A 23,561-nucleotide genomic window follows, 5' to 3' on the forward strand; every position below is an offset into this window, starting at 1 on the left:
GGTCAGAGGCCTGAGGCCCGGCCGATCTTGCGCCATCGGGCGTTTTCGCGGACCGGTTTCAGGTCATCGGTCGTCTCGGCAAATGTCCGCAACCGGTATTGCCGCAGCAGGTCCGGGAAGAGCGCTCCTTCCGGCAGGCTGGCAAGCTGCTCGCGGACCGAGATCTTTTCATCGATGACCCGCATGCCCCAGGCATTTTCCCGAACCTGCAGCTCGGCGGCCAGATCGCGCTCTTCTGGCGCGTTTTCATCAAGCGCAGCCAGCAGGATCGAGTGGAAAAGCGCGACATAGCCAATCTGTCTCAGGCCGCCCACAACCCGCACGCGCGGCAATATGGCAAGGGCGAGGAACATCAGGAACAAGTCCGGCAAAAGCATGCCGTCGAGCAGTGCCTGCTGGAGATGCGGCCGCTCGAACAGGATGGAAAGACCATGCGGCCTGTCAGGCTCGATCAGCCGCCCGTTCTCGAGGACGAGCTTGCGCACGCGCTGCTCGCGGATGCCCCAGAAATAGGCCGTGGCATTGGGCAGGAACCTGCCAAATGGGCCCGATGCGGCTTCTTGCAAGGCATGGTCGAGACGCCGGCGCCTTGGGGGCTTGAGGAGCAGCCTGGAAAGAAGACTGCCTTCATCTTCCAGATGCCGCGCCACGACAGTCGCGGCCAGCCTATCATCGACGAAAACCGGCCGGGCCATGCCGGAACGATCCCAATCGGCGACCAGATCCTCGTTGAGTTCTGTCAGCGCATCGGCGGCTGTTGCAAATACCTTGCCCTGGCTGGCAAGCAGCGTGCCCAGCCAGCTTCTGGCATCCGTCTCATTGCCCACCGTTTCGAGCGCGCGCCCGTTGAGGGTAACGGGACCGGCCGCGCAGGCGCTTTTGCGGCACAGTTTGTGGCGCCCCATGCCAAACAAATTGACCTTGTCGTCGCCGACATCGAGCCATCCCGGCCCCTCCCGGCCGGTTGTCTCCATGGTCATCGTCGTTCCCATGAAGCCGAAAAAAGCCGACAGCCCGTTTTCGACCGCGCCGAGCCAGGCAAGCAGCAGGGCATCGAAGGTGATGCGATCCATCAGAAGCAGGCAGTGCAGGCCGGACTGGATAACCGGTCTGTGGTCGAATTCGTCGAGGGCCTTGTCGATCGCTTCGGGCTGCATGATCGCACCGAGGCGCTGCTGCAGGACGTCGCGCAGGATCGAGCGGGCAGCGATCGACGGGGCCGATCCAGGCCTTGCCACCGGCCGCCACAGATGGCGGGCATAATCGGAAACCGGCGCATTCCAGTTCTGCTCGATGTCACGCACGACCTCCGGGCAGAGCAGCGACAGCACAGCCAAAATGTCCACCGGAGGCGCAGGGGCAGGGACGGCGGTCATCAGAACCGCAGCCGGGCCATGCTCAGGAGGTCGTGGTACTGCCCGTCGGTAAAACCGGCCTTCACATGCCGTCCCTCGACCTCGAAGCCGTGGCTTGTGTAGAGACGGATGGCCGGTTCGTTGTCGGCATAGACAGTCAACTCGACCCGCTTCAGGGCGCGCCAGTTGTCGGCCACGTCAAGCAGCGCGCCAAGGATGGCAGAGCCGATGCCTCTGCCGACAAAGCCATCGTCAAGGCCGATATTGATCTCGCCTATATGCGAGCGGCGCGGCGAACCCTGCGCGACCAGGCTGCCATGGCCGACAACCTTGCCGTCCAGCTCCACAACGATCCAGGTGGTTTCCGGGCCGGACTTGGCGATGCGCCGCTCCACCTGCTCCACCATCTCGAACGGCATCCTGAGCGTGCCCCAGCGGAACCCCGGCATATTGAAGATAGCGCACAGCGCCTCGGCATCGCTTGGCCGGACGGCCCGGAGCTGCGGCTGGATTTTCTCGGATAAGGAGGTCGTGCTGGTCATGGCTTTCCCGCCTAACGCAATTTCAGGAAAAGTGTGAGCGGTTTTCCGTCCGGAATTGCGTCAGAACAAAGCGACAGAGGCAATATGCCCGGCACGATGCACCGGACGTCACCTGAAAATCCAGCCGTCTCTGCGACCTATGCCGATTGCGCGGCAAAATGCCGGGGGGCGGCGCAGAGTTTGAGGATACCGCTGATGCCGATCCAGCCGAAAAGGGCGAGCCAGCACAATGTCCCGGCCGCCGTCCAGTCGATCCGGTGCACGGCAGCGTCGGTAATGAAGAGGCCAAGAACAGCAAGCAGGCCAACCAGAAACTGCGCCAGGCCGAGCACCAGCAATTCCTCACGCGGTGCACTTCTCCAGACGAGATAGGTGCCGCCGGCGCCGGCGAGGAAGATGGCGCTGTAGACCTGGGCGTGGAAGGCATCGATCGGCCATGGCCAGAAACCACCGAATGTCAGGGGAAACAGCAACAGGCCGACGCCGTAGGCCCCGAGGATCGTCATTTCCACCGGTAGGTAGGCGCGCCATGCGGGGTTCAAGATCACGCCTTTTGCAGAAGGGCGGGCCCTTGCCCGCCACAGGAACAGCCCGGATACCGCGGCTGACGCAAGATAGACCAGAAACCAGAGCCAGGGGGCTTTGCGCTCGAAGTTGAAATAACCGAGATTGATGAACGAAGCCGCCGACACGATGACGGTGAAGATGAAGGCCATGACCAGCACGAGCCTGCCGGGCGACCAGCGATTCCAGACCAGCAGCGCCGCCATCACTGCCATTTCGGCGGTGTAGAAGCCGCCGAGGAAGCGGGCATTGAACGGCGTGACGGCCCAGGGCCAGCGCGGCTTGACCAGCGCAGGCGCGAAAAACAGGCCGGCCCCGACGATCAGGACGATGATGACCCCCGCCGAGAAAAGGCGCAGGGCCGCCGGAAATGGCGGGTTGTCGCGTGTCGGCATGGAGAAAACCCCAGAGATGAATGCCCCATGGGCTATCATAGTTTGGAATTCAACAAATGGAAATTGACCTGTCACCAGGCTTGTCCATTCGAATGGCCGTCCGGTCCGTTTAGCAGTATGATGGAGCGTTCGGGTCGAAGATCGGTCCGGCCAACACGCCTAGAGCCGGATGATTTCAGGTCTGTCCGACCTGAAATCTGAATCCGCCTCTGAATCAGGAAGAGCATGATGTCGTCCGAAAACCGCTTCACACTTTTCGGCATCATGCTCTAGCGGCGCAATTTCCGGAGCCTGCACGATGACCGAAGCTCAGGATCTGTTCTCGCTTCTGCGGCAATCGACCGATGTCGATCCGCAGGCAATCGACGCAATCCGGCAAACCATCGCCGAGGGCAAGGACCGCGAACTTTGCCGCATCAATGCGCTCGCCTTCGCCAGCAAGCATGGCCTCGACGAGGAACGCACCATAAGCGCCTTTCTCCATGCGGCGCGGGTGGGCATCTTCGACATTTCCTGGAATGTTCTGTGCCCCGGCTGTGGCGGCGTGCTCGACACCAACGCCACGCTGAAAACCATGCAGAAGGACGAATACACCTGCGCGCTGTGCTCCCAGGGCTATTCGCCGACCCTCGACGAGATGGTCGAGGTGACATTCACCGTCAGTCCCCGCGTGCGCAGGATTGCCGCCCACAATCCACACGAACTGCCGTTGGTGGAATATTACCGCCAGATCTACTGGGCGTCCGGGGCCGATCTGCCGGACGAGGATCTGGCGGAAAAGATGGAAGCGTTCTCGCTGGAAGATATCGAGCTTGCGCCCGGTGAAAAGGCGGTTCTGCACATCCAGCTTCCGCCCCAATTCATCATCGTGTTCGAGCCGGTCACGCATTCGGCCCAGTTCATCGACGCGAAGGGCGAACCGGCAAAAGAGCGGCGAAACCTCTCTCTGGCCTTCGACCGCGACCATGTCCAGAGCCAGACGCTGGAGATGCAACCCGGCCCATTGCGCATTTCGCTGGAAAACAGGACCGACACGCGCGTGCTGCCGACGGTCTTCATCGCCTGCCCGGTATTGCATGATTTCCTGGGCAAGCGCCGGCCTTTCGTGACCGCCAAGCGCCTGCTCACCAACCAGACGTTCCGGGATCTCTATCGCACGGATACGCTCGACATCAACCAGCGCCTGAAGATCACCAGCCTGACCTTCCTGTTCACCGATCTGCGCGGATCGACCGAGCTTTACGAGCGGGTGGGCGATCTTTCAGCCTTCGATCTCGTGCGCGAGCATTTCCAGGTTCTGCACGAGATCGTCGCGGCGGAGGCAGGCGCGGTTGTGAAGACGATCGGCGATGCGGTGATGGCGACCTTCGCGACGCCTGACCGTGCGATTGCCGCGGCGCTGCGGATGCGCGACGCCATGCGGGCCCTAAATGACAAAAGCGGGCGCGAGGACCTTCTGCTCAAGATCGGTGTTCACGCCGGCCCCTGCATAGCCGTGTCCATGAACGAGCGGCAGGATTATTTCGGCCAGACGGTCAACATTGCTTCGCGGGTCCAGAACCTCGCCAACGCACAGGCGATCTTCGCCACGCGTGCGGTGGTCGACGACAATCTCACCGCCGATCTGTTGCACAGGAACGCGCTGACGCCCGTGCCGCACGAGGTATCGCTGCGCGGCATCGAGCGGGAGATTGCGGTGTACACGATCCCCTGAGGGTTTCTCCGCCCCTTACACGCGCCTGCAGATGAAATAACGATCGGCTGATACCGGCGGCGGCGGCGGGAGCTGTTGCAGAAGAGGGTGATCCAGCGGCGTGCCGCTGACCGCAATGCCGCCGACGCGAAGCAGGCGCGCAATCAGATCGGGAAGCCAGGTAGCGGTCACGGCATCGCGATCTTCGTAGCCGGTGCCGATGTCGGCATGAACAAGGGCGGCGTCGATGCCGATGAACCTCTCCGCCGTCTGGCGAATTTCGCCCAGCACGAGATTTTCAGCGTCGGGAATCGAGCTGGCGTGTGCGGCGAGCACCCGGTCGAACGCCACGATTCGGCGTCCGGGCAGGCGCTCGCGCAGATGGTGGAATGTCCGGCCATTGCCGAGGCCGAGCTCCACCACTGGCCCTTCTATCTTCGCCACCTCAGCGCAGACAAGATCGAGAATGTCGCGCTGTGCGGTCATCCTGCGGATGAAACTGTCGAGGCGACTCATATGCGATTGTATGTCCTGAACCAGCAACCCCGCTCGAGGCTTGCCGCATATAGAGGCGAACGACGAACGCTGCAATAACGCAACCGGCCGCCGACAAGCGTCATACCGGGTGGAGTGTTCGGCAGGCCGCGCGGTGGAACAGCGATATCACTTGTAGGGGTCTGCGGCGTCCCGCAAACCGTCGCCGAGGAAGTTGAACGCCATGATGACGAGGATGACGGGGAGCATCGGCAAAAGCAGCCATGGATAGAACGCGATCACGCTGACGCTGCGCGCCTCGGTGAGCAGGATGCCCCAGCTGGTTATCGGCGCCCTCAAGCCGAGCCCGAGGAAGCTCAGCGCCGTTTCGCCCAGGATCATGCCAGGGATGGAGAGCGTCGCCGTCGCGATCAGATGCGACATGAAGCCGGGAATGAGATGCCGCCTGATGATGCGGCTGCTCCCCGCGCCCATCAACTGCGCGGCCAGAACGTAATCCTCCTCGCGCAAGGCCAGAAGCTTTGAACGCACGGCTCGCGCCAGTCCGGTCCAGTCGAGCAGCCCGAGGATGACGGTGATGCCGAAATAGATCAGGATCGGACTCCACGTTATCGGCATGATCGCCGCCAGGGCCAGCCATAGCGGAATGCTGGGAATCGATTGCAGGACTTCGATTATCCGTTGGACGATCAAGTCGAAGATACCGCCGTGATAGCCGGCCAGTCCGCCGATGACGATGCCGAGCAGGAAGCTGAAACTGATGCCGACGAGGCCGATAGTCAGTGAAATGCGTGCGCCATAGATCATGCGCGAGAGCACGTCGCGCCCCAGCCTGTCGGTGCCGGCCAGAAACAGCTGCCCGTTTTCGGCAGGACAGACAAAATGCCTGTCACCTTCGATCAGGCCCCAGAACCGATAAGTGTCGCCCTTGCAGAAGAAACGGAGCCGCTGAACATCGTCGTGCTTCTCGATGTAGTTCCGCTTGAGCGTGTCCATATCCAGCGTCATCTGGCGGCCATAGACGAACGGCCCGACGAACTCGCCATTGTGGAACAGATGCACGTGCTGCGGCGGCGCATAGATGTAGTCCATGTTGCGCGAGTGCAGATTGTAGGGCGCCAGGAACTCGCAGATAAGTATCCCGGAATACAGCACTGCCAGAAATATGCCGGATATAAGCGCAAGCCGGTGTTTGCGGAATTTCCACCACATCAGCCGCAACTGCGATGCCTGAAAGACCTTCGATTGCTCCGGCGTCATCGCCTCGACCGACTGCAGGTCGAAGGGCGCGCCGGAAATGTAGTGTTGCAGTGGAGCACCCGGAGCGGGCAGCGGCGAGTCCTGCTTCATTTGGTGCTGCCACCCTGCAAACGAATTCGTGGATCAAGCAGCGCCAGCGCCAGGTCGGAAATCAGCACGCCGATGACCGTAAGGAAGGCGAGGAACATCAGGAATGACCCAGCCAGATACATATCCTGGCTTTGCAGCGCCTTGATCAGCATCGGCCCGGTCGTTTCCAATGACAGAACGATAGCCGTGATTTCGGCGCCGGAAATGATGGCAGGCAGGATCGAGCCGATGTCGGAAATGAAGAAATTGAGCGCCATGCGCAGCGGATATTTGACCAGCGCCTTGAACGGATGCAGGCCCTTGGCGCGCGCGGTCACGACATATTGCTTGTGCAGCTCATCGAGCAGATTGGCGCGCAGCCGCCGGATCATGCTCGCCGTGCCGCCGGTGCCGATGATCAGGACCGGGATCCAGAGATGGGCGAGGATCGACTTCGCCTTGGCCCAGCTCATCGGCTCGCCGAGATATTGCTGGTCCATGAGATGGCCGATGGAGGTGCCAAACCAGATGTTGGCGAAATACATCAGGATCAACGCCAGCATGAAATTCGGAATGGCAAGGCCGAGAAGGCCGAAGAAAGTCAGGCCGTAGTCGCCCCAGCTGTATTGATGCGTGGCGGAGTACATGCCGATTGGAAAGGCGATGAGCCAGGTGAAGATGATCGTGACGAAGGAAACCAGCACGGTCAGCCACATTCGGTCGCCGACGACGTCGCGAACCGGCAGCTCATATTCGAAGGAATAGCCGAAATCGCCGTGCAGCATCCCGCCCACCCAGTAGAAGTAGCGAATGACCGGCGGCTGGTCGAAACCATATTCCTTGCGCATCATCTGGATGCGGTCGGAATCCACCGCTTCGCCCTGGGCGCGAAGCTCAGCGACATAGCTGTCGAAATAGTCCCCCGGCGGAAGTTCGATGATGGTGAACACCAGCGCCGATATGACCAGCAGCGTTGGAACCATCACGGCGATGCGCCAGACAAGATATCGAAGCACGCTCAGGAGCCTCCAAGCCAGAATGTGTCCGGCATGTAGACACCGAAATAGGAGGTCGGGTCGTAGCCGTAGAGTGCTTTGTCAGGCAGGTTGCGCAGCCGCGAGGATACCAGAATCGGCTGAAGTGTTTCGTTCACCGTACCGATAGAGAACACCTGATCGGTGTAGATCGACAGCATCGAATTCCAGATTTCGGCGCGCTCGCTGGATTCGGTCGACCCGTTCCAGCGCTTGAGCAAAGCCATCAACTCGACCACTTCAGGAACATCGGGCGCCTCACCCATCTTGCCATGCGACAGATAGTAAGCGCCCCAGAGCGGCCATTGCAGCTGGTCGTCGATGGTGGGGGCCAGCTGGTATGGATTCATGTCGGCGGTCGGCACGCCATTGTCGATGCCCGACGACATCGACATCAGGATCTGGCCGCCAAGCGCGCGGCTGCGGAAGATGTCGCGCTGCGAAGTCCGGATGAACAAAGCGATGCCGATCTCGCGCCAGTGATCGGTGATGAGTTCGAGCGCATCGGTTTCCAGCGTGCTTTCGCCGGCTGTTTCCACGATGATCTGCGCCGGGCGTCCATCGGGAAGTAGCCGCAGGCCGTCATCGTCACGGGCCTGAAGCCCGACCTCGTCAAGCAGCGCATTGGCCTGGTCGGGATCGTGGGCGATCCAGGCTTTCGCGAATTCCGGCCGGTAGAGCGGGCTCTCCGGCAAGACCGTGTCGGCGCTTTCCTGCGCCAATCCGTAGAAGACGGCCATGTTGATCTCGCGACGGTCGACAGCGAGCGAAAGGGCGCGTCGCACGCGCACGTCACGCAAAAGGCCGCGCCACACCGGGTCGGCACAATTCAGATTTGGCATGAGCGCCAGCCGCGAACCCTGTGTGCGTTTCCACAGATGCATCTTCACCGGGTAGCGCTTCTCCGCGTCCTTCAGGAAGGAGTAATCGCTGAAGTCGATTCCCATGCATTGCAGGTCGCTCTCGCCCGCACCGGTCTTGGCGGAGATGATCGCCGACGAGCTGACATTCATGATGATCCGGTCGACATAGGGCAGTTGCCGGCCGTTCTCGTCTGTTCGATGAAAGAACGGGTTGCGCTCGAAGATGAACTGCTCGGCCGGCGGCTTGGTCCGGTTCTGCCAGGGGTCGAGTGTCGGCAGATCCGGGTTCTCCGGGCGATACTGCCGCGACATGCGGATGTGCAGCAGCGTCCATTTTGCGGTCCGGTTCTCCTTCATCAGGCCGGCGAGCCGGAATGGATCCTGATATTTCTTGTGGAACTGCTTGAGATAGGCGGCCGGCAAAACAAGCGGTGTCGGCGAAGCAGCGGCAAGCTTGGGCAGGAAGTCGGGATTGGGCGCATCCCAACTGTAGCGCACCGTCAACGGATCGACGATCTCGAAACGTGGCGGCTTGCCGTCCGCCAGCAGGGCAGGGGCGAGCCCGCCTTGCGAAAGCTCATCGTTCAGCCACACATCTTCCCAGCAATAACGAAAATCCTCCGGCGTCAGCAGGCTGCCGTCTGACCATTTATGGCCTTCACGAATCTTGAACGTGAAGACGCGATCATCCTTTACGTCGAAACTTTCGAGAATGTCGGCCTGAAAGTTAAGCTTTTCGTCATAGCCGACCAGCCGGGAATACCCGTAGATCGTCATCATCCGGATATCTTTCTGGCTGCCGATGATCGTACGCAGCGTGCCGCCATACTGGCCGGGCTGCCGGCCCATCGCGGCGAGGTTCAACGCGCGCGGGCTTTTGGGCAGGCGCTCCGCGAGTGGCGGCAGAGCCCTGGCTTTCAGCTGCGGCTGAAGAAAATCCGGCTCCAGATCGCCGGCGCGCGCCGTGCCCGGCAGAAATGCCGAAGCCATGAGACCAAGGACAGTGCGGCGGCTGATCAATGGCGTAACTCGCTGACATCGGCCGAACGTCGGGCCAGCACGAGATGGCCGCCGCCGAGATCGAGCGGCGACAGCATATCCTCTTCGCCCTCGTCGCGGAATTGCGGGCCCCATGCGCTGGTGTCGGAAGCGCCGCCGAGCTTCAGCGTCTTGAAATCCATGGGCCGGTCGAGATCGGGGAAAGGGACTGCGGCGAGCAGCGAGCGCGTGTAGGGGTGGATCGGTTTCCTGAGCAGAATTTCGCGCGGTGCAAGCTCGACGATACGCCCGCCGCACATCACCGCGATGCGGTCCGCCATGTAGTCCACCACCGCCAGATTGTGGGATATGAACAGGTAGGTCAGGCCCAGTTCCTTCTGCAGGTCCTTCAGAAGGTTCAGGATCTGCGCCTGCACGGAGACATCGAGCGCCGAAACCGGCTCGTCGCAGATCAGCAGTTCAGGCCCCAGCGCCAAGGCGCGCGCAATGCCGATACGCTGACGCTGCCCGCCGGAGAAGCTGTGGGGATAACGCTGGATGAAGCGCGGATCGAGCCCGATTGCCTGCATCAGGCTCTTGACTGTGGCTAGCCGGGACGCGGCATTGCCACGTTGATGGATTTCCAGTGGCTCGCTCAAGATGTTTTCCACGGTCATGCGAGGCGAAAGCGACGAGACCGGATCCTGGAAAACCATCTGGAGTTTCGCCCGCAGCAAGCGCAGGGCGTCTCCCTCGGCTTCCAGGACGTCGATCGGTCCGTCGCGGCCGTTGAAGATCACGGAGCCGCCGGTAGGGGTGACGGCCCGCATCAGGATCTTGCTGACGGTGGTTTTGCCGCAACCGCTTTCGCCAACCAGGCCCAGGCACTCACCTCGCCTGATGTCGAAGCTGACGCCGTCCACGGCGCGAACAGAGGTCTGATGGCTCCCGCTGAACCATCCGGAGTTGCGGATGGTGTAGACCTTTTTCAGATCCCTGACCGACAGCAGAATGTCGTCCGGCCCCTTCGCTTCCGGCGCCGTCTGCTTGCCCAGCAGGGTCCCGACATTCACCGGCACCTCGCGGAGCGCCTTCAGTCTTTCGCCAGGCTTCAGGTCGAAATGCGGAACGGCTGCCATGAGGCCCTTCAGGTAAGGGTGGCCTGGCCGGCGGAATATTGCCTCCACAGGGCCTGCTTCCATGATCTCGCCATGGTACATGACGACCACCTCGTCGGCGACATTGGCGACCACGCCGAGGTCGTGCGTGATCAGCAGCATTGCCATGTTGAGCTTGGTCTGGAGCCCACGAAGCAATTGCAGGATTTGCGCCTGGATGGTGACGTCCAACGCCGTCGTCGGCTCATCGGCGATCAACAGAGCGGGCCGGCAGATAAGCGCCATGGCGATCATAGCGCGTTGCCGCAATCCTCCCGAAAGTTCAAATGGATACATGTCGTAGGCGCGCTTGGGATTGGGAAACCCGACGAGGCCGAGCATTTCCTCGGTCCGTGCCTTGCGCTCCGTCCTATCCATGTGCGTATGAATCTGCAGGGATTCGCTGACCTGGTTGCCGATCGTGTGCAGCGGCGACAGCGATGTCATCGGCTCCTGAAAGATCTTGCCGATGCGGCTGCCTCTCAACGCCCGGATTTCGGGTCCGTCTCGCGGCATCTGCAGGATATCCTGCGTCGTGCCGGGCTTTTTGGGATCGGAAAACAGGATACGGCCGCGAACATGGGCCGTGTTCGGCAAGATGCCCATCACGGCCTGGCTGAGAACCGATTTTCCGGAACCGGACTCACCGACAAGTGCGGTGACCTTGCCGGGCAGGACGCGAAGATTTGCCCGCCTGACGGCATGCAACGGTCCCCCGACAATGGCAAAAGAGATGCCAACATCCTCGATCCGCAGCAGATCAACGCCTGCATCCATTCCCACACCAGCCCCAATCTGGCGCCTCCCGACCGGCCCCAAAAAGCAAGACTAGCGCATTGTCAGCGCAGAGCAACTTGGATTCGAAACGAATTCCCCGGCGACCGGCGGCCGGACAGCATACCAGGGCGTCCAGATCGGATGGTGGTGACTACTGGAGCTTCCTCCGGTCGCCCGCCGACAGCCGCGCGGCATCGCGATGAAGCAGCATGACCTGCTCGGCGTCCGATATCCGATCGTGAAACGGCTGCAGCGCAGCGTCTTCATCGAGTGCGAGAGCACCCGACAGATCGGGTGAAAGCACCGTCAGCTTCTGCTTGCTGCCCGCCAGTTCCTCCTCGCCGAGCGTCAGCCAGCTGTTGGCCCCGCAATAGCCGGCGAAGTCCTTGCTGGCGAGAACGCTGTGCGGATATTTCTTGGTCAGGGTCTGGAGACGCTGGACCTCGTTTACAGCCGAGCCGAAGACGGAGAATGTGAGTCGGTCGGTAAGCCCGACATTGCCGAACATCACATTGCCGACATGCAGGCCGATACCAAATTTTATGTCGCCCAGTCCTTGCTCTTTTCTGCGCAGATTGAGCTCCATCATGCGCATGCTGGCCTTGTGCGCAGCCGCAAGAGCAGCCTGGCAGGCGATCTCTGACTGCGCCCGGTGCCTTTCGCAGGGGTAGACGGCAATGAATCCATCCCCCAGGAAACTCATGATCTGCCCGCCTTTGCGATTGAAAGGTGCTGCGATGGCATCGAAAAACTGGTTCAGCGTATCGATATAGACTTCGCGGCCGGAGGTTTCGGCGAGCCTTGTCGACCCGCGCATATCGCCCATCACCAGCGCGGCCCGGATTGTGTCGCCCTCGCCGCGCTTGATCTGGCCGTCCAGCACGCGCCTGCCGGCGTCACCGCCGAGATACGTGGTCATCATGTTGTCGGCGAGCTTGGTGAGCACCGCCATCTTGCTTGCTATGGCGAGATGGTTCTGGATCCGCAGCAGCGCCGAAATCATGCTGTCGCTGAAGCCTGAAGCACTGTCGGTGGACCAGGACCCCAACATGCCCTGACTTGTATCGCCGTTGAAGGGATGGACGAAAGCCATGTAATCGGTGACGCCCATAAGCCTGAGCTCATCGAAAACAGGAAACTCCGACCGCACCGACGGGTCGAGCCGGCGCCGCAGATGGTCGAGCTTGTTGCTGAGCAGATGGTAGTATGGGCTGGTCAGGAATCTGTCGGAATGGACGCCGTTCTCACTCCGGAAGCCTTCCACTTCCAGGCCTTGGCCGCGAATCCAGGTGAAACCGAGCGCGTCATAAAGCGGATGCAGCATCGAAAAGCTCAAATGCACCCGCTTCAGCGGCAGGCCGGCAGCAGCCAGCCGTTCACAAAAACCCTTGACCAATGTTTCCAGGTCGTCGCCCGCCAGCGCCGATTGGGTCAGCCAATCGGCAACCTTATCCATGAGAATGTTGGAAATTTCTGCTTGCGCTGTGCTCATGCTATCTCGAAACCCGTCGAAGACGAGCCATCTCCTTTGATCCGCAAAATTCTCGAAGTCAATGAAGCCGGCTTCGGGGGCAGAAGCCGGCGAAGAATATCCCGAATGACTGTCCTTGCAGGAAGCAAGCAGACGTCGACCGCACAAATCACCTGCAACACTATGTGGCGAGGCTGCCGGCGAAGTGCAATCCCGATCCTGACATCGCGCAAATAATTGGTCGGCTCAGGCACCGTTGGGCTCGCCGGGTCCCAAGAACCATGGCCGCGGCGCATTGCGGAAAATCGATTCCCCAAGCCGTCATCAGACCGGCGCCTTCGCCTTCAGGCTTGCGGCAGCCATTGCATAGCCGCCGGCGGCGCCATCGATGAAGTGAACATGATCGCGCTGCAGCGGCGAGATGACGAGGCATGTCATCAAGGCCGACTTCTGGCGGTGCAGGCCATAGTTGCAGATGCCGGCCTCTTCCGCTTGTTTCAGCCGGTTCTCGATCCGCTGCAACACATCCGCGTCGACGTCGATGGTCATCTTCAAGCCGTCGTCGAACTTGCGGAAATCCGAATTGCTGGCCACCTCGCGCTTGTAGACCTTCGGATCGAAACCGCCGATCGTCCAGCCCAATTTGTCGGTGACGGCCGTAAGCGTCATCAGGAAGATCACCCACAGCTTGGCCAGCCACCGCCGCCCCGGCGGCGCCGTGGCCCGTGCCTCGACATCGAGACCGGCGGGCAAGAGACTATAGGCCGGACCGTCCACCGGCACCGGGTGGCCATCGCGCTCCTGCCTGCCGGCAAGGGTGATGATGTCGGAAGCCAGAAACTGGAAACCACGCAAGTCGCGCGATGCCCCCGGCACGGCTATGATCGAGACAATTTCGCCATGCCGGGCTTCGATCGGGTTCCAGCGGCAGGAGAGGCCCGTCAGATCCGGCCGCGCGCCGGCCGGGGCGGGGTCGACGCGGTAGCGCCCGGCTTTCATTTCGGCTTCCGCCCAACTGCCGCCGCCGCCGGCGAACATGGCATAGAAGGCTGCTTCGGAGGCCTGGAACCTCGCCACGCGAACGTCGAGGCCTTGCGCTCTTATGTCCTTTATCGGCACGATTGCGGCACGCAAGGTCAGGTCCAGTTCGTCCGCCACCCATCTCTGGACAGAAGCCAGCGCGATACGGGCGATCTCCAGCGCCGAGCCGGGAAACGCCACGAGCGCGCCGTCGCCGCCGAAGACGAAGGGAAGATCTTGCCGGCCCAGCGCGTTGAGAAGCGCCGAAATGACGCTGGCGCCGGCCATATTGACGGTTTTGTAGCGCCCGGCCTCGATCGCCTTGGTCGAGCCGACGATGTCGGCGGTGGCCAGCGCCCAGCCATCGGGGAGAGGCCGATAGTTGTCGATATCGGCAACGCTTTCGAACTTTGCGAAGACCGGCAAAGAAGCGACGAACGGGTCGGACGCGACAGCTGTTTCCATAAGCATCAGATAGCACATTCCAGCGCTTGAAGGTGAAGTCGATCACGCCTCGAAATTGACTTGGGCAGGCTTTGCGATGATAGGATCGCGCGATGCGAATTGCCTTCTACGCCCCGCTGAAGTCGCCCAATCATCCCGTTGTCTCCGGCGACCGCCAGATGGCACGGATGCTGGTCCGGGCGCTGCAGCATGGCGGGCATAGCGTCGAACTGGCATCGGAGTTGCGCTTCTATCTACGCCAGCCGGAACCGAAAAGTTTCGATGCGCTCATGATCGAGGCCCGGGACGAAGCCGCGCGACTGACAAGGCTTTGGGACCGTGACGGCAAGCCCGATCTCTGGTTCTCCTATCATCCCTACTACAAGGCGCCCGACCTGATCGGGCCCGAGCTGGCGTTGGCCTTTGCCGTCCCCTATGTGACGGCCGAAGCCTCCTATTCCGAACGGCGCAACGCCGGTTCGTGGGCCGATAGCCAAGCATTGGTGGCGCGAGCCATCGAACAGGCGGCGCTGAACATCTGCTTCACGCAAAGGGATCGCCAGGGGCTGGCGGATGCTGTTCCCCACGCCGCTCTCGGTATGCTTTCACCCTTCATCGACACATCGGCATTCCACGAAATGCCGGTACTGGATTATCCAACGCGCCTCGTTACCGTCGCCATGATGCGCCCGGGCGACAAGGTCTTGAGCTATCGCATGCTGGCGCAGGCGCTCGGGTTGATCGGCCACCTCCCCTGGACGCTGTCGGTCGTCGGGGACGGACCTGCCCGTGACGAGGTAAAGGCGCAATTCGCCGGCTTGCCCGCCGACCGTATCGAATGGCTTGGCGCGATTGAGCCGGTCGCCGTGCCGGATGTCCTCTATAGCGGGGGAATCTACGTCTGGCCGGGTTACGGCGAGGCCTATGGCATTGCCTATCTTGAAGCACAGGCCGCCGGCCTTCCGGTGGTGGCTCAGGACGTTGCCGGCGTGCCGGAGGTTGTGCGGCATGGCCAGACTGGGCTTCTCACCCCGCCAGGCGATGTGGCGGCGTTCGCTTCCGCAATTGCAAGGCTTCTGGCCAATAATGATGAAAGAACCATCATGGCTGCAGAGGCCAGACGTTTCGTTCTCGAAGAACGCTCTCTCGGTGCTGCAAAGGCCCGTCTGGCGGAACTTCTCAAGATGATCCCGTTGTCATGACGTCCGACCCGATTTGGCAGCCTCTGGTGGACGAGCTGGCGCATCGGCAACGGTGGGGCCGCAAGGCAGAGTTCTGGCTGCGCGACGACGACGCCGTGGATCCGACGCCGGCGCTCGATCGGTTGCTCGACCTCACCGGTGACTTCGCGGTTCCGGTCACTCTGGCCGTCATTCCGGCCCAGACCGACGGGACGCTTGTCGTCCGGCTTGACGCCGCGCCGCATGCCACGGTCGCCATTCATGGCTGGGCGCACCGAAATCATGCGCCCGAGGGTCAAAAAAAGCAGGAGCTCGGCGCGCATCGGCCACGCGAGGTGGTGCTGGATGAGCTAGCCGGCGGGCTGTCGCGTGTAACCGGCCTGCACGGCGCACGTGCGGTTCCGATGCTGGTGCCGCCCTGGAACCGGATCGACGCCGGCCTGGTACCCGACCTCGGATCGATAGGATTTGCGGCATTGTCGGTGTTCGGGCCGCCAAGGCCGGCTTCCTTGGCGGTCATCAACAGCAATGTCGACATCATGGATTGGCATGGCACGCGCGGCTGCCGCGATCATGGTCTGTTGGTTCAGGCCATCGTCGCGCAATTGCAGCGTGCATTCGACGGCGGCGAACCGGTCGGCCTGCTCACCCACCATCTCGTCCATGATGAATCGGCATGGCTTTTCCTCGAACGGCTGTTCACGATCACCGCGCGGACCGAAGCCTGCGCATGGCTTCCGATCAGCACACTGACAGAACGCAGCGCCGGAAAATAGCTCAGCGCTTTTTGTGCAAGACTGGAAATGTGAGCGTCTGGCCATCCCGCGCCGCAAAAGCGCCGGCAAACCTGTCCTTGGCCAGTTTCTCCATCTCGTCCAGCTCATCGTCGGTGCGTGCCGGATCGTGGTGAAACAGCGCAAGCCCGCGCGCGCCGGCCGCCTCGCAGAGCTTGACGCCCTGTTGCCATGTCGAGTGCCCGTTGCCGCGGTAGCGCTCCATTTCCTCCTCGGTGTAGGTGCAGTCGTAAATGACGAGGTCGGCATCTCTGATCAGGCCGAGCACCGCCTGGTCGAGTTTGCCCGGCTCGTGCTCGGTGTCTGTGATGACCGCCACGACGCGGCCCCCCCATTCGACCCGGTAGCCGATGCAGCCGCCCGGATGGGTAAGACTACCGGTTCGTACAACAACTCCTTCGCGTGGCCGAAGCAGGTCTCCGGATGCGAAATCGCGGCAGTCGAGGCTCGCCTTGCAGACACCGAGTGTCACCGGAAACCATGGCGGCCGAATGAATTCATCGACCATCTGCCGCGTCGTCATGCGTCCAGCGAGATGCCCGGACCAAAGCGTAACTTTGATGCCTCGTTCATAAATAGGCTTGAAAGCCGGCAGCCCGATGATGTGATCGTAATGGCAATGGGTAAAAAACAGGTCGAAATCGGTGACGCCCGACGCTCGAAGCGTCCTGCCGGCAGGCCGCAGGCCGGAGCCCGCGTCGAACAGAAGCGTATGCTTGCCGCATTGCATCTCGATGCAGATCGTGTTGCCGCCATAGCGAGCAAATTCTGGCCCCGACACCGCAATGCTGCCGCGCACGCCCCAAAACCTGACAAGGAAGAAATCGTCGTCCATGCACCCTTTCGCCCATCGTAGCCAACCAACTGCTGCCAGAGTCGTTCCAGGAAAGGTGTGACACGGTTCCGGAAACTGCATCAAAACAAAGAAACAGAGCGGCTCGCCGCTTCAGTGCAACTGTGAATCGCTCTCGGCCGTTCGTGCGTCGATCAGGTCCGCGGTCGTACTGCTTAGCCTATCGGCAAGAACCCGCAATATCTCGATGGTCATTTCGGGAAACTCCTTCATAAGCCTCAGGAAATGGTCCTTGCGGATTCTCAAGGCCTCCAGCTCACTTGCCGCTTTGACGGTGGCAGTACGGGAGCTGTTGCACAATATGGCAATCTCGCCAACGATCGAATTTGGCAGCAATTCAGCAACTTTGATCGGCCCATTGTCGGAATCGACCAGAATATCCGCGCTGCCCGAAAGGATGACATAGGCGGCGTCTGCCTCGTCGCCCTGCCGGAAAAGAATCTGGCCGGCACTGTAGTTCACGCGATCGGACGTGAACGCGAGCAGCTTGAGCTTTGTCGGCTCGATGCCAGAGAACAAGGGAACGCGTTGCAGCATTCCAACTTCATCCTTGAGCAGCATTGTCGCAAACCTTCCTGAATTCGCGTTTGCCAGACTATGACACAAGTTCCTTGAAGATACCGTTTCCCGCCAAGAGTGTCTCGTGTGTTCCGTCTTCCACCAATTGGCCTGAGTCAAAGACCACAACCCGATCGAACATCGCCGCCATTGCCGGATTCGTCACCACCCACACAATTGCCGGCGAATGGCCGTCGCGTCTGGCTTCGTCGAGCACATTCCGCAACACTTTGTCCTGCACGCGCTGGTCGAGCGCCGACAGCGGCCGATTGAGAATGAGGAAATCGGGACGCTTGAGCAAGGCGCGGGCAACATCGAGCTTCTGTCGCTGTCCGCCGGTCAGCCGCCTGCCGGCGGCGCCGACGTTGAAGTCCAGGCCGACATCCAGAAGCTCGGCATAAAGTCCCAGTTCGTCAAGAATATCATAGACGATGGAGCGAATACGGTCCGGCGCGTCGGGATGGTTGTTGCCGACACGCCCGAACAGGACGTTGTCCATGACGGTGGCCGCGGCGATGTATTTGGCAGGATCAAACCGTTCGACAGCTTTCTCCAGCTCGGCCGGCAGGTTTTCATAGAACTGGTTGCGTGCAGCGATGATCTTGCTCATCAGCTCGTCGGTCAACAGGCCGAAGCGATGCCGGGGCTCGATATAGGCAAAGCTTAAGGTGACCATCATGGCGCGGTCGTTCTCCGAAACCGCATCGTAGGGGCGATTCTTGAGCCGTTGCAGCAAGGTTTCGTAGGCGGGTATCTCCTCGGCGCTCATAAAGGCGAGCTGCTGGAAGAACTGGTGTTCGGGCGGCAGGTCGGCAAACAGCTCGATCGCCTGTTCGGCGATCTCCATGCCCATTTCGTAGAGCGTGCGGTCGAGGCCGGCTTGCTTCAGGACGGAAGCAAAATAGGGATTGGACGCCAGTGCCTTGTGAGCCAGTTCGGGGCCGGCCGCGGCGCCGAAGAGCAGGTTCTGGCCGATCGTCGCTTCCTTGTTGTAGGCGCCCGGTTCAAAAGGAACCACCAGCGCGCTCAGGCCTTCTTCCTCCAACCGGGTTCGCAGCGCCGCACGCAATTCGACGATCCGCCCGGCAAGCTTCGTGTGGCGCTTGAGGTCGGCCGAAGAGCGCAAGCCAAGATCCAGAATGTCGCGCGACAGAAGAACCGCGTCGAGCACCCGGCGCACGGCTTCAAAGAGGTCGTGCGGGCCGGTGGCGCCGGCAGAGGCATAGTTGATCCAGTCGCTGCGGATATCGAGATCCGGATTGCCCGACCGGCGCGCCTCGTCGATATTCCAACGGTGCTGGTCCGCCGCGGCGCCGTCATATGTCACCGATGTCAGCGGCGCATGCTTCAACCCGTAGAGCAAATTGTCGCGCAGGCTTGCCTGGAACAGGAAAACATCCGACGAAGCGTAGGACATGCGCCGGCCGGTCACGGCTTCGGGGAGATCGAGCAAGTCATCGGAGCCCGAAACGATCCTTCCACTATCCGGCCAGGTCAGCCGCGCAAAGGCTTCCGCAAGCGCCTCCGCTCCCCCTGTTGCGGTGCTGACCAGCGCCACCGTCTCACCCGGCTTGACCTCGAGCGAGATGCGATTGAGGAGCATTGCGCCGCCATCGTCGGCTATCGACAGGCTGATCGCCGACAGCGGCTTGGTCATCGGATCGGGATCGTCGATCGTCAGTGCTCCGATTTCCGGCGCGATGATATTCTCGACGGTGAACTGTTCGACGACCTGCTGATATTTGACCTGGACATCCTGCCGGTCCTGATCCCAGTCGATCAGTTCCTTCATCGGTCCGGGCAAGTCCTTGTAGGCGCCAATCACGGCCACGAGCTGGCCGACATCCAGCCGCCCCTGGATGACCAGATAGCCACCGATCATGTAGAACAGAAAGGGCGTGAGCTGCGCGAGAAAATTGTTGAGGAACTTTACCATGAATTTCCATTGGTAAAGATCGAAGCGGATTTTGAAGATGAGCCCGAGCCGGGCTGCTATGTCGGCGCGCTCGTAATTCGACGTATCGTGGACGTGAACCGCGCCGATGCCGTCGACGATTTCGCCAACCCGGCCCGACAGCGCGCGCGCCGTCAACTGCCGCTGGCGCCCCAGCACGAGCAGCCGCCGCCGCATTCGCGGGATAAGCACGATCTGGATCGCCACGATCACGACCGCTATCATTCCGAGCCAGACGTTCTGGACCATGATGAACAGCATGGCCGTCAGCGCCTGGCCGCCGAGCAGCACCGGCTGCAGGAAGGCATCGCCGATGAAGCCGCCCAGCGGCTCCACCTCGTCCTTCACCATGGTCGCCACTTCGGCGGATTTCACCCGCTTGAAGTAAACCGGCGGAAACCGCAGCACACGATCGACCAGGTCGAAACGAATACGCCGCAGCATGCGTTCGCCGAGCCGGCCCTTGTAAGTGTTGATGTAGAGCTTGAACAAGCCGTTGATGACGACCAGCAAGAGGAACACAAGGCTGAGCGCAAGCAGGGTCGACGTGCGGTCCAGTTGAAAACCGGAGAAGAACTGGACCTCGCCGATGAACGGCAGGTTATAGTGCAACCGCATGAATGGCAGGGTCGCGCCCGGTTGCTCGAACCCCTTGCCTTGGATCGGGCCGTTGACGATCAGCTTCGGCAGGTCGAACGACATGAAATACGGGACCATCGAAAGCACGACGATCATCAATATCCAGAGCTGCTGCTTCCTGGTGTGCGTCCAGATATAGCGGGCTAGGCTGGTTTCCATATGCGATTGTCAGTTTGAAGGATGCAGAATGTAAAGGCACCTGCTGGCGAATGGTGTATCGGCCATGTCTTCGCCGCCAACGACGATCTCGAAGCGGCAGCTGCGCGCCAGGCGGATGGATGCCGATGGTCCGGACAAATGCAATCGGCCTCCTCCGGGCAATGGCGAAACGGCTTGCGGCACAATCGCGTCCGCAAGTCGAACAGCCTTGCATGAGGCAAGATTGCGTTGTGTCGCCCGAAATCCCAACATAGAAGACGAATATGATGGATGTCACGCAACCACGCAATGCCGGCATGGATGGGCATGAGCAAGCCCTGGACCTCACGCGGGGAATTGCCGCCTATGTCGACCACCCTCTCGTGGCCGGGCTGGCGCGCGTCATCGCCAAGCATCCGCAGGCCAATATCGCGAACGCCTTCAACCACAAGCAGGTCGCCTGCAAGATGTGGGCGCTCGACAGGCTTTTCGAAAGCTGCGGCGGTCGGTTCGAGCGCATATGGGTTCTGGGTGGATGGTACGGCGTATTGCCGGCGATGCTTTTCAACGACGCCCGCTTCGACATCGCGGCGATCGACAGCATCGACATTGATCCCGAAGTCGGCGCGGTCGCCCGGACACTCAACCGGCAAGCCGGCGACCGGTTTCAAGCGCTGACGGCAGATATGTACGCACTCGACTATGCCGCCGGCGGGCCCGACTTGGTGGTCAATACGAGCTGCGAACACATAGCCGACCTCAGCGCCTGGCTTGCCCTGCTTCCGCGGGGTACGAACGTGCTGCTGCAGTCGAACGATTATTTCAGCGAGCCGACGCACATCAACTGCGTGGCGTCACTTGCAGCCTTCGAAGCCATGGCGGCGCTGCGGCAGATCAGGTTCTCCGGCGAATTGCCGACAAAAAATTATACACGCTTCATGCTGATCGGAGCTGTTTGAAGCGCTCGCACAGGATTTGCGCCGAGCGCCGCGCCCCTTCCAGATCGAGACGATGCGCGGCTGGCGGCGGTCCGGCAAGCGCCTGCTCGATCGCATGCGCCAGACCTTCAGGCGTCAGGTCCTGTTCCGTCAGCACCGTTGCAAGACCGAGCTCTTCGAGCATCAGAGCGCGACGCGTCTGCTCGGTTTCCCCGCCGGCTGCAAATGGAACGAGCAGCGAGCGACACCCCGCGCGCATGACATCGCAGACCGTGTTGTAACCCGCCTGCGAGACCGACAGGCGGGCGCCGGTCAGCAGGCTGGCGAAATCCTCGCGGAACCGGAAGATGGACAGGCGTGGGGAGGCATCGCGTGAAATCGCGTCAAACTCGTCCTTCGGCAGGTTTGGGCCGGTGATCAAACACCATGTCCAGGCGTTATCGGCATTTCGCGCCGCCGCGACGGTGGATCTGACAAGGCTCTTTCCGGCCGCCCCGCCGCCAACCGACACCAGAACGTCGAAGCGCTCTGAGGCCGCTTGCGCCGGCGGCGCGGCAACGAGCCCGGTGTAGGCGACCTCGGCCCTGATCGCCCCAGCCAGCGGAAATGTCTTGTCGATGGTTGCGAAAGCCGGATCGCCATGGACCATGACAAGATCGAAATGCCTGTTGACGAGATCGACCGTTTCTTCGTTTCGGCTCGGCTTCACGCGCTCCTGAAGGATGTCGCGGACGGACGCCGCCAGCAGCGGTCTGGGCGATGTCGCTTCGATGGCCTCGATCAGTGGCAAGAGTTCGAAACGCATCTGCCGGCGTCCAAAGGGAAACGCCTCGATAATGACGATGTCGGGCCTGTAATTCCGGAAAGCCTGCAGCAGCATCTCTGAGCGCCGCGTCTTGAAATCATCGTCGATGGCTTTGCCCTGCAGGTCGACAAGTCCGGAAAACCCTTCGTCACCGGAGGTGACAGGCGGCAGGGTCACGGATTTTACACCCGATCCCGGAAATCCCGCGATCGGCGCTCCGCCGGTCACGACGGTGACGTCGAACCCGTCATCGACCAGAGCCGCCGCAATGCGGCTGGCGCGCGCGAGATGGCCGATGCCGAGCAGGTGCTGAACATAGAAGAAAGCGCGCAGCCGCTTCATTCGGCGACCCGCCACTCCCGCTCGAACAGTTCCTTGAGCTGTCCAATGCCTGCCACATGGTCGAAATTGCTTCGCACGCGCCGCTCCGCGGCGTCGCCGAGGCGGGCGCGCAGGACGGGATCGCGGATCAGGCGCTCCAGCGCCTGTGCCAGGGCAGTCGGGTTTTCCGAGGGAATCAGCAGCCCGGTTTCATCCGACGATAAAAGCTCCGGCACGCCGGAAATATCGGTCGACACGCAGGCAAGCCGCTGGCTGGCCGCCTCCACCAGAACATTCGGCAGGCCGTCCCGGTCGCCGTCCGCGGTGATCCTGCAGGCCAAAGCGAAGATGTCGGCGCTGCGGTAGTGCTCAAGCACCTCCTCCTGCGCCAGCGCGCCTTTCCAGGAGACGCGCCCCTCCAGTCCGAGCCTTTGCGCCAGCGCCTTCAGCCGTTTCAGTTCCTCGCCGCCACCGATATGCTCGAAACACCACGCCAGATCGCCAGGCAAGAGGGCAAGAGCCTCCAGCAACGTATCATAGCCTTTCTTTTCAACGGCGCGTCCGACACTCAAGATCATGACCGGTTCGGCCGGCGCCGAGCCGTCACGCTGTTTTCGCGCCTCGCCGAAACTGCCGAAGCGGTCAAGGTCGAGCCCATGATAGCTCAGATGCACGGACGAACTGCCGTTGGCGAGTTTTTTCAGATGGTCGAAGCCGGTTTTCGTGCACGTGACCGTCCAGCGCGCCGAGGAAAGCTTGCCGGCCAGATCCCAGTCCGCCGACGTCCAGATGTCCTTGGCATGGGCTGAGCAGCTCCAGGGCAAGCCACGAAGCTGGCTGGCATAGCGCGTCACCGATGCCGGCGTGTGCGCGAAATGGGCATGCAGCCATCCGGCATCTTGCGGCCATTCGGCCGCCAGCACCAGCGCTTGCCCGAAGCGGCGCGCGCGATTGCGCGTAAAGTCGCGGCGGATATCGGCAGCGAGCGATTTGAGCGCGCGCCAGAAGCCAGGCCGCGGCAGACAGGCAAACAGCGATCGAACCACGCGCAGCGGCTCTCTGTGCAGATATTCCGGCAGATAATGGACGGGGGCCTTGATCTCGTCATGCACGGGATGACGTTTTGCGTCGGTCGGCCGCCTGAGCGCGAAAAGTATCAGGTCGAACCCCGCACGCTCCAGACCGAGCAGCTCCTGCGCGATGAAGGTTTCCGACAGCCGCGGGTAGCCCTTCAGAACCACGACGATCTTGCGGTGTTGCAAC

General features: G+C 61.5%; 19 protein-coding genes. 4 read left to right on the forward strand and 15 right to left on the reverse strand.

Annotated features, from left to right (window positions below):
* Nucleotides 1–2: 2 nt before the first annotated feature.
* The 3 genes from NKJ64_RS27020 to NKJ64_RS27030 form a co-directional block, all read right to left on the reverse strand.
* The gene (locus NKJ64_RS27020; RefSeq protein ID WP_023829863.1) at nucleotides 3–1,346 is read right to left on the reverse strand and encodes a hypothetical protein; all 1,344 of its coding nucleotides are present in this window, start codon (nucleotides 1,344–1,346) and stop codon (nucleotides 3–5) included.
* Nucleotides 1,347–1,375: 29 nt separating this feature from the next.
* Nucleotides 1,376–1,897 carry a GNAT family N-acetyltransferase gene (locus tag NKJ64_RS27025; RefSeq protein ID WP_023829864.1) on the reverse strand — a complete coding sequence of 174 codons (522 nt, stop codon included), beginning with the start codon at nucleotides 1,895–1,897 and terminating at the stop codon, nucleotides 1,376–1,378.
* Nucleotides 1,898–2,034: 137 nt separating this feature from the next.
* Nucleotides 2,035–2,856 (reverse strand): hypothetical protein, encoded by an 822-nt coding sequence (locus NKJ64_RS27030; protein ID WP_023685079.1) that lies wholly within the window; start codon nucleotides 2,854–2,856, stop codon nucleotides 2,035–2,037.
* A gap of 298 nt (nucleotides 2,857–3,154) precedes the next feature.
* On the opposite strand from NKJ64_RS27030, the gene NKJ64_RS27035 reads away from it, so the two are divergent.
* Nucleotides 3,155–4,570 (forward strand): adenylate/guanylate cyclase domain-containing protein, encoded by a 1,416-nt coding sequence (locus NKJ64_RS27035; protein ID WP_023685078.1) that lies wholly within the window; start codon nucleotides 3,155–3,157, stop codon nucleotides 4,568–4,570.
* Nucleotides 4,571–4,585: 15 nt separating this feature from the next.
* Here NKJ64_RS27035 and NKJ64_RS27040 read toward each other — a convergent pair whose 3' ends face one another.
* From NKJ64_RS27040 to NKJ64_RS27070, 7 genes are all read right to left on the reverse strand, one after another.
* Nucleotides 4,586–5,065, reverse strand: coding sequence for a class I SAM-dependent methyltransferase (locus NKJ64_RS27040; protein WP_023754929.1), 480 nt, complete (start codon nucleotides 5,063–5,065; stop codon nucleotides 4,586–4,588).
* Between the two features lie 147 nt (nucleotides 5,066–5,212).
* The gene (locus NKJ64_RS27045; RefSeq protein WP_031196756.1) at nucleotides 5,213–6,394 is read right to left on the reverse strand and encodes an ABC transporter permease; all 1,182 of its coding nucleotides are present in this window, start codon (nucleotides 6,392–6,394) and stop codon (nucleotides 5,213–5,215) included.
* Nucleotides 6,391–7,389, reverse strand: coding sequence for an ABC transporter permease (locus NKJ64_RS27050; RefSeq protein ID WP_023672136.1), 999 nt, complete (start codon nucleotides 7,387–7,389; stop codon nucleotides 6,391–6,393). Before NKJ64_RS27050 ends, NKJ64_RS27045 begins: the two co-directional genes overlap by 4 nt.
* Nucleotides 7,390–7,391: 2 nt before the next feature.
* Nucleotides 7,392–9,290, reverse strand: a complete 1,899-nt coding sequence (locus NKJ64_RS27055) for an ABC transporter substrate-binding protein (protein WP_352463614.1) — start codon at nucleotides 9,288–9,290, stop codon at nucleotides 7,392–7,394.
* Nucleotides 9,287–11,182, reverse strand: coding sequence for an ABC transporter ATP-binding protein (locus NKJ64_RS27060; protein WP_023672138.1), 1,896 nt, complete (start codon nucleotides 11,180–11,182; stop codon nucleotides 9,287–9,289). Before NKJ64_RS27060 ends, NKJ64_RS27055 begins: the two co-directional genes overlap by 4 nt.
* A 151-nt stretch (nucleotides 11,183–11,333) precedes the next feature.
* A complete protein-coding gene (locus NKJ64_RS27065; RefSeq protein ID WP_023672139.1) occupies nucleotides 11,334–12,674 on the reverse strand; it encodes an adenylate/guanylate cyclase domain-containing protein in 1,341 nt (446 codons plus the stop codon).
* 303 nt (nucleotides 12,675–12,977) lie between these two features.
* Nucleotides 12,978–14,156: a DUF3095 domain-containing protein gene (locus NKJ64_RS27070; protein ID WP_502902890.1), complete on the reverse strand. Its 1,179-nt coding sequence runs from the start codon at nucleotides 14,154–14,156 to the stop codon at nucleotides 12,978–12,980.
* Nucleotides 14,157–14,230: 74 nt separating this feature from the next.
* Between NKJ64_RS27070 and NKJ64_RS27075 the strand changes: the two genes are divergently transcribed.
* A complete protein-coding gene (locus NKJ64_RS27075) occupies nucleotides 14,231–15,319 on the forward strand; it encodes a glycosyltransferase family 4 protein (RefSeq protein WP_352463615.1) in 1,089 nt (362 codons plus the stop codon).
* Nucleotides 15,316–16,074: a polysaccharide deacetylase family protein gene (locus tag NKJ64_RS27080; RefSeq protein ID WP_352463616.1), complete on the forward strand. Its 759-nt coding sequence runs from the start codon at nucleotides 15,316–15,318 to the stop codon at nucleotides 16,072–16,074. The genes NKJ64_RS27075 and NKJ64_RS27080 overlap by 4 nt, the downstream gene beginning before the upstream one ends.
* A 1-nt stretch (nucleotide 16,075) precedes the next feature.
* On the opposite strand, the gene NKJ64_RS27085 is transcribed toward NKJ64_RS27080, so the two are convergent.
* The 3 genes from NKJ64_RS27085 to NKJ64_RS27095 all read right to left on the reverse strand — a co-directional run bounded on the left by NKJ64_RS27085 (nucleotide 16,076) and on the right by NKJ64_RS27095 (nucleotide 20,255).
* The gene (locus NKJ64_RS27085) at nucleotides 16,076–16,927 is read right to left on the reverse strand and encodes an MBL fold metallo-hydrolase (RefSeq protein WP_352463617.1); all 852 of its coding nucleotides are present in this window, start codon (nucleotides 16,925–16,927) and stop codon (nucleotides 16,076–16,078) included.
* 111 nt (nucleotides 16,928–17,038) lie between these two features.
* On the reverse strand, nucleotides 17,039–17,506 hold the full coding sequence (locus tag NKJ64_RS27090) for a cyclic nucleotide-binding domain-containing protein (RefSeq protein ID WP_023672144.1): 468 nt from the start codon (nucleotides 17,504–17,506) through the stop codon (nucleotides 17,039–17,041).
* A 34-nt stretch (nucleotides 17,507–17,540) separates the two neighbouring features.
* The gene (locus NKJ64_RS27095) at nucleotides 17,541–20,255 is read right to left on the reverse strand and encodes an ABC transporter transmembrane domain-containing protein (RefSeq protein ID WP_023672145.1); all 2,715 of its coding nucleotides are present in this window, start codon (nucleotides 20,253–20,255) and stop codon (nucleotides 17,541–17,543) included.
* 266 nt (nucleotides 20,256–20,521) lie between these two features.
* Here NKJ64_RS27095 and NKJ64_RS27100 point away from each other — a divergent pair, with 266 nt between their 5' ends.
* Complete coding sequence (locus tag NKJ64_RS27100; protein ID WP_352463622.1) at nucleotides 20,522–21,193, forward strand: class I SAM-dependent methyltransferase; 672 nt, start codon at nucleotides 20,522–20,524, stop codon at nucleotides 21,191–21,193.
* Here the strand turns inward: NKJ64_RS27100 and NKJ64_RS27105 are convergent.
* Together NKJ64_RS27105 and NKJ64_RS27110 are read right to left on the reverse strand one after the other, a co-directional pair.
* Nucleotides 21,171–22,319: a glycosyltransferase family protein gene (locus NKJ64_RS27105; protein ID WP_023740144.1), complete on the reverse strand. Its 1,149-nt coding sequence runs from the start codon at nucleotides 22,317–22,319 to the stop codon at nucleotides 21,171–21,173. The two genes, NKJ64_RS27100 and NKJ64_RS27105, sit on opposite strands and share 23 nt — an antisense overlap.
* Complete coding sequence (locus NKJ64_RS27110; protein WP_023730304.1) at nucleotides 22,316–23,560, reverse strand: glycosyltransferase; 1,245 nt, start codon at nucleotides 23,558–23,560, stop codon at nucleotides 22,316–22,318. The genes NKJ64_RS27105 and NKJ64_RS27110 overlap by 4 nt, the downstream gene beginning before the upstream one ends.
* Nucleotide 23,561 lies beyond the last annotated feature (1 nt).

The organism is Mesorhizobium sp. M0062 (assembly GCF_040323125.1).
Lineage (GTDB): Bacteria > Pseudomonadota > Alphaproteobacteria > Rhizobiales > Rhizobiaceae > Mesorhizobium.